Below are 6,050 nucleotides of genomic sequence, written 5' to 3'. Positions count from 1 at the left end.
CAGCGGGACGCCCGAGCAGGTCGAGGACCGCGCCCCCGTGGTGGAGCTGCGCGGGGTGACCCGCTCGTTCCCCGGGGACCCGCCCGTGCACGCGCTGCACCCGACCGACCTGCGGGTCGACGCGGGCGAGTACTTCTCGGTCGTCGGCCCGTCCGGGTCGGGCAAGTCGACGCTGCTGCACCTGCTGGGCCTGCTCGACAGCCCCACGACCGGCGAGTACCTGCTCGACGGCCGGCCGACGGCCGAGGCGGGCGAGCGCGAGCGCGCGGCGCTGCGGGCCACCCGCATCGGGTTCGTCTTCCAGGCGTTCCACCTGCTCCCGCACCGCACGGTGCTGGAGAACGTGCTGCTCGCCACCGTCTACAGCGGCGTGCCGCGCGCCGAGCGGCGCGACCGTGCCGTGGCGGCGCTCGAGCGCGTCGGGATGGCGCACCGGCTGAACTTCCTGCCGACCGTGCTGTCCGGCGGCGAGCGGCAGCGGACCGCCGTCGCCCGCGCCGTCGTGTCGCGCCCGCGGGTGCTCCTCGCGGACGAGCCGACCGGCAACCTCGACTCGGAGAGCTCGGCGAGCGTCCTCGAGCTGTTCGACGAGCTGCACGCCGAGGGGCTCACGCTGCTCGTCATCACGCACGACGACGAGGTCTCCGCGCGCGCCGAGCGCCGCGTGCGGATCGCCGACGGCCGGCTGCGGGAGATCGCGTGACCGCCGTGACGGACCGCGTCGCGCGCGCGGACCGCTACGGGCTGCGCGACCTGCTCGCCGAGGCCGCCGCGGGCGTCGGTGCGCGCCCGGGCCGCCTGGTCCTGACGATCCTCGGCACGGTGCTCGGCATCGCGTCCGTCGTCGTGACGGTCGGCCTCGCGCAGACCGCGGCCGTGCGGATCAACCAGCAGTTCGACGCCGTCGCCGCGACGCAGGCGCTCGCCGCGCCCGCGACGAGCAACGGCTTCGACGGTCAGCAGCGCGCCCTCGGGCGGCTGCCCTGGGACGCCGCCGAGCGCGCCGAGCGCATCGCGGGCGTGGAGGCCGCGGCGCTGGTGTCCGAGCTCGACGTCGGCGACGCCGAGATCTCCGCCGTCCCCGTGCACGACCCGTCGGCCGCGAGCACGGCGCGCCCGCCGGTGCTCGCCGCCGGGCCGCACGCGCTCGAGGCGCTGCAGGGACGCATCGTGCAGGGCCGCTGGTTCGACGAGGGCCACGACACCCGCGGCGACCGCGTGGTCGTGCTCGGCGCCGACGCGGCACGCCGGCTCGGCGTGCAGCGCGTCGACCGGCAGCCGTCGATCTTCATCGGCGACCGCGCGTACCAGGTGATCGGCGTCGTCGACGGGCTCGCGCGGCGCACCGACATGGCGGGTGCCGTCGTGCTGCCCACCGGCACGGCGCGCGCGGACCTCGGCCTGGCCGCCCCCGCGGAGCTGCACCTGCACATCGCGGTCGGCTCCGGCGGCGTCGTCGGCCAGCAGCTCCCGGTCGCGCTCGACCCGAACGCACCCGACTCGCTCACCGTCCAGGTGCCGCTGCCCGCCTCGCGCGTGCAGCAGGACGTGCAGGCGGACGTCAGCACGATCTTCCTCGCGCTCGGCGGCGTCGCCCTGCTCGTCGGCGGCGTCGGCATCGCCAACGTGACCCTGCTGTCGGTGCTCGAGCGCGTCGGCGAGATCGGCCTGCGGCGCGCCCTCGGCGCCACGCGCCGGCAGATCGCCGGGCAGTTCGTCGTCGAGTCGGTGGTCATCGGCCTGCTCGGGGGGCTGCTCGGCGCGGCCCTCGGCGTGGCCGTGGTCGTCGTCGTGTCGGCCGCGCAGACGTGGACGCCGGTCCTCGACCTGCGCGTCGTCGGCCTCTCCGTGCTGGCCGGCGGCGCGATCGGGCTGCTCGCCGGGCTGTACCCCGCGCTCAAGGCCGCGAGCGTCGAGCCGATCGCCGCCCTGCGCGGCGGCGTCTGACGCCGACGCCCACCACCTCCGCCGTGACAGCACCGGGCCCGGTCGCCGAACCGGGCCCGGCGGCGCGCGCGCACCGGTAGCGTCCGCGTCGTCCCCCTCCCCCGCACCCCCGCCGGCCCCCGGGCCGCGCCCGCACCGTCCCCAGGAGCGCCCGTGGTCCGCCGTCACGTCTTCCCCGCCCTGCGCCTGCTCGTCTGGGCGGTGATCGCCGTGGCGCTGGTCAAGATCGCGTTCGCGGGCGCCGACGTCAGCGCCGAGGCCACCGGCGCCCGACCCACGGGCGCCGTCGTGGACCGGACCGTCGAGGTCACGACCGGCACGGTGACCAACGCCGTGACGGTGCGCGGGTCCGTCGTGGCGGACCCGTCGGTCCCCGTGCGCGCGACGCTCGCGGGCACCGTGTCCAAGGTCCTCGCGACCGACGGCCAGCGCGTCGAGGCCGGCACGCCGGTGCTCGAGGTCCGCCAGGAGACCCCGCAGGAGCCGCTGACGCGCACCGACCCGACCACCGGCGAGACGACGGTCACCGAGCGCAAGCCGAAGGTCGTCGTGCAGCAGGTCACCGCGCCGGTCGGCGGCACGCTCAGCCTGCCGACGCTCAAGGACCAGGTCGTCGCGGTCGGCGACACCGTGGCGCAGGTCGCGCCCGGCACGCTGTCCGTGAGCGGCACGCTCACGCCCGACCAGCAGTACCGGCTCGTCGGCGCGCCCGCCGAGGCGCAGGTGACGCTCAAGGGCGGGCCGGCGCCGTTCACGTGCACCGGCGTGCGCGTCGGCGCCGCGGCCCCCGCCGCGCCGGGAGCCGATCCCGCGGCCGAGCCCGCCGACCCGGCGGCCACGCCGTCCGGCACGATCACGTGCACCGTGCCCGCCGACGTCACGGCGTTCCCCGGCCTCGGGGCCGACCTCGAGATCGTCAACGGCACGGCCGCCGACGCGCTCGTCGTCCCGGTGACCGCCGTGCAGGGCACCGTGCAGCGCGGGAACGTCTGGGTCGTCGCCACGGAGGGGGCCGAGCCCGAGGAGCGCGCGATCGGCCTCGGCCTGACCGACGGCGAGGTCGTCCAGGTCACCGAGGGCCTCGCCGCCGGCGACCGCGTCCTCGAGTTCATCCCGGTGCCCGGCGGCACCGGCGAGGTGGACTGCACCGACCCGGCGCAGTACGACCCGGCGGTGTGCGGCGGATGACCATGCTCGAGCTCCGCGACGTCACGCGCGACGTCCTGCTGCCGGACGACCGCGTGCTGCACATCCTGCGCGGCGTGACCCTGGACGTGGCCGCCGGCGAGCACGTCGCCGTCGTCGGCCGGTCCGGCACGGGCAAGTCGACGCTGCTCAACATCCTCGGCCTGCTCGACGCGCCGACGTCGGGCGAGTACCTGCTGGAGGGCACGCCCGTCACCGCGCTGTCGAACCGGCGCCGCACCCGCCGCCGCGGGCAGGACTTCGGCTTCGTGTTCCAGCAGTTCCAGCTGCTGCCCGGCCGCACCGCGCTCGAGAACGTCGCCGCACCGCTGCTGTACGCGCAGGGCCGCCAGTTCTGGCGCCGGCGCGACCTCGCCGCCGCCATGCTCGACCGGGTCGGGCTCGGCGACCGCCTGGACACGATGCCGGAGAAGCTGTCGGGCGGCGAGCAGCAGCGCGTCGCCGTCGCGCGCGCGCTCGTCCGCGGGCCGCGCGTCATCCTCGCCGACGAGCCGACCGGCGCCCTCGACGTCGAGACGGGCCAGCAGATCATGGACCTGCTCGACGACGTCGCCTCCGAGACCGGCGCCGCGCTCGTGACGATCACGCACGACCTGGCCGTCGCGGCCCGGGCCTCGCGGCACTACCGGCTGGCCGACGGCGTGCTCGTCCCCGTCGACGTGGGCGGCGCCGGCCGCGTCGCCGACTGGGTCGGCGACGTGCCGACGCACCTGCCCACCGGGCGCACGCACGTGCCCGAGCTCGGCCCGTCGGTGCCCGCGGAGGTGCAGCGGTGACCGGGTTCGTGGGCGCCGTCGTCGAGGCGTGGGACGAGCTGCGCATCCACAAGCTCCGCGTGCTGCTCGCGCTCATCGGCGTCGCCGCGGCGGTCGCCGCGATCACGGGCGTGACCGCGGCGGTGCAGATGCTGTCGCAGGCGTTCCAGGAGCAGGGCGACCGCGACGTGGGCCGCCAGGTGACCGTGAGGGTCGACGCGTGGCCGCGCGGGGAGCAGTCCGCCGCCCCCGCCGCGCTGCAGGCGGAGTACGCGCGGGTCCTCGAGCGCTACGACATCTCGTGGGCGAGCCGTGACTGGAGCACGCAGGTGCCGTTCCGCTTCCCCGACGGCACGCGCCCGGCGGACGTGCGGGCGGTCGACCCGGACCTCGGCACGATGCAGCGCGTCCAGGTCACCGAGGGCCGGTGGTTCGTCGACGCCGACGTCGAGGCGCTCGCGCCGCGGCTCGTCGTGAACCGTGCGTTCCTCGACCGGCTCGGGGTCGCGGACCTGTCCGAGCCGGTGACCGTGCAGCTCGGCGACGTCGCGCCCGTGCGCAGCACGGTCGTGGGTGTGGTCGAGAACCGCTGGAGCGGGCCCGACTACCCGGCGGAGGCGTACGTCCTCTACGACCAGCTCGTCCGCTGGTACACGCCCGACGCCACACCGACGTACGGCCAGCCCGCGCCGACCCTGAGCCTGTGGGTGCCGCCGGAGATCGTCGACGAGCTCATGCCGCGCCTGCAGAGCGAGGTGGCGGCGGCGGTCCCCGGCTGGGACGTCAGCACGTGGGACAACCGCAGCACCGGCACGGCGATGCTCGACGGCGCGACGCGGTGGATCGTGCTGGGCGTCGGCGCGTTCGCGCTGCTGCTCGGCGGGCTGGGGCTGGTCAACATCGCGCTCGTGACGGTGCGGTACCGGATCCGCGAGATCGGCATCCGCCGCTCGTTCGGCGCGACGTCGGGCCGCATCTTCGTGGGCGTCCTGCTCGAGTCGGTGGTCGCGACCGTCGTGGCGGGGCTGGTCGGCGTCGTCGTCGCCGTCGCCGTGGTGAAGAACATCCCGGCCGACACGCTGTTCGGCGGCCTGCAGGACCGCCCGCCGTTCCCGGTGTCGGCCGCCCTCGTCGGCATGGCGTGCGCGACGGCGGTCGGGGCGCTGGCGGGCATCCTGCCGGCGACGGTGGCCGTGCGCGTCAAGGTGATCGACGCGATCCGGTACTGACCAGCGCGGACCGACCGGCGCGGACGAGAGGGCGGCGGCGACCGCCGCCCTCGCGCGCGTCAGAGGTCGTACTCGACGACCAGCGGCGCGTGGTCGGAGAACCGGGCGTCGTAGGTCGCGGCCCGGTCGACGGTGGCGGTGCGCGCGAGCTCGGCCAGCGCCGGCGTCGCGATCTGGTAGTCGATGCGCCAGCCGGCGTCGTTGTCGAACGCCTTGCCGCGCCACGACCACCACGTGTAGGGGCCCGGTCCGGGGCCGCCGAGGTCACGCCCGAGGTCCCGCCAGCCGAGCTCGTCGAACCAGCGGTCGAGGTAGGCCCGCTCCGCGGGCAGGAAGCCCGCCTTCGTCAGGTTGCCCTTCCAGTTCTTGATGTCGACCTCGCGGTGCGCGATGTTGACGTCCCCGGCCACGACGGCGAGGCGGCCACCGTCCTGCAGCTCGCGCATGCGGGCGGTGACCCGCTCGAGGAACGCGTACTTCTCGTCGATCGACGGCGTGCCCGCCGTCGCCGAGTGGATGTACGCGGAGACCACGGTGAGCGCCCGCGCGGGTCGCGCGCCCTCGGCGGGCAGCTCGAGGTCCGCCTCCACCCAGCGCCCGGAGTCGCCGGTGACGCCCGTGCCGAGGCCGATGCGCACGGCGCTCATCGGGAGGCGGGACGCGATCGCGACGCCGGCCCGGCCCTTGGCCTCCGCCTCCTCGTGCGCGAGGTGCCACGTGCCGGGCGCGAGGTGGTCGGCGAGGATCTCGTCCGAGCCGCGGACCTCCTGCAGCAGCAGGACGTCGGGCTTGCGGACGTCGAGCCACTCCTGCATGCCGCGGCGGAAGGCGGCCCGGATGCCGTTGACGTTGACGGAGGCGACGGTCAGCACCGGGACATCCTCCCCCACCCCACCGACAGCGCCGTGCGCCC

Annotated in this window: 6 protein-coding genes; 5 read left to right on the top strand and 1 reads right to left on the bottom strand. The window is 76.1% G+C overall.

The features are described 5' to 3' along the window. The first annotated feature begins 37 nt into the window (after positions 1-37). The 5 genes from ACFUMH_RS09580 to ACFUMH_RS09560 all read left to right on the top strand — a co-directional run bounded on the left by ACFUMH_RS09580 (position 38) and on the right by ACFUMH_RS09560 (position 5,137). Positions 38-703: an ABC transporter ATP-binding protein gene (locus ACFUMH_RS09580; protein WP_378203942.1), complete on the top strand. Its 666-nt coding sequence runs from the start codon at positions 38-40 to the stop codon at positions 701-703. Beyond that, the gene (locus ACFUMH_RS09575; protein WP_378203939.1) at positions 700-1,947 is read left to right on the top strand and encodes an ABC transporter permease; all 1,248 of its coding nucleotides are present in this window, start codon (positions 700-702) and stop codon (positions 1,945-1,947) included. Before ACFUMH_RS09580 ends, ACFUMH_RS09575 begins: the two co-directional genes overlap by 4 nt. Before the next feature lie 153 nt (positions 1,948-2,100). Next, positions 2,101-3,135 carry a secretion protein HlyD gene (locus ACFUMH_RS09570; RefSeq protein ID WP_378203936.1) on the top strand — a complete coding sequence of 345 codons (1,035 nt, stop codon included), beginning with the start codon at positions 2,101-2,103 and terminating at the stop codon, positions 3,133-3,135. Continuing rightward, a complete protein-coding gene (locus ACFUMH_RS09565) occupies positions 3,132-3,929 on the top strand; it encodes an ABC transporter ATP-binding protein (RefSeq protein ID WP_378203933.1) in 798 nt (265 codons plus the stop codon). Before ACFUMH_RS09570 ends, ACFUMH_RS09565 begins: the two co-directional genes overlap by 4 nt. After that, positions 3,926-5,137, top strand: coding sequence for an ABC transporter permease (locus ACFUMH_RS09560; protein ID WP_378203930.1), 1,212 nt, complete (start codon positions 3,926-3,928; stop codon positions 5,135-5,137). Before ACFUMH_RS09565 ends, ACFUMH_RS09560 begins: the two co-directional genes overlap by 4 nt. A gap of 59 nt (positions 5,138-5,196) precedes the next feature. Here the strand turns inward: ACFUMH_RS09560 and ACFUMH_RS09555 are convergent, their stop codons facing one another. Next, positions 5,197-6,009, bottom strand: a complete 813-nt coding sequence (locus tag ACFUMH_RS09555; protein ID WP_378203927.1) for an exodeoxyribonuclease III — start codon at positions 6,007-6,009, stop codon at positions 5,197-5,199. Positions 6,010-6,050: the final 41 nt, after the last annotated feature.

Source organism: Cellulomonas sp. NPDC057328, from assembly GCF_042667215.1.
In the GTDB taxonomy this organism is placed as follows: Bacteria; Actinomycetota; Actinomycetes; order Actinomycetales; family Cellulomonadaceae; genus Cellulomonas.
Note: the sequence above shows the minus strand (reverse complement) of the source record. Positions and strands in the feature narration are given on the sequence as shown.

Bases quoted from the DNA above. Each gene is read 5' to 3' on its own strand.
- ACFUMH_RS09565 (WP_378203933.1), top strand. From the start codon at position 3,132: ATGACCATGCTCGAGCTCCGCGACGTCACGCGCGACGTCCTGCTGCCG.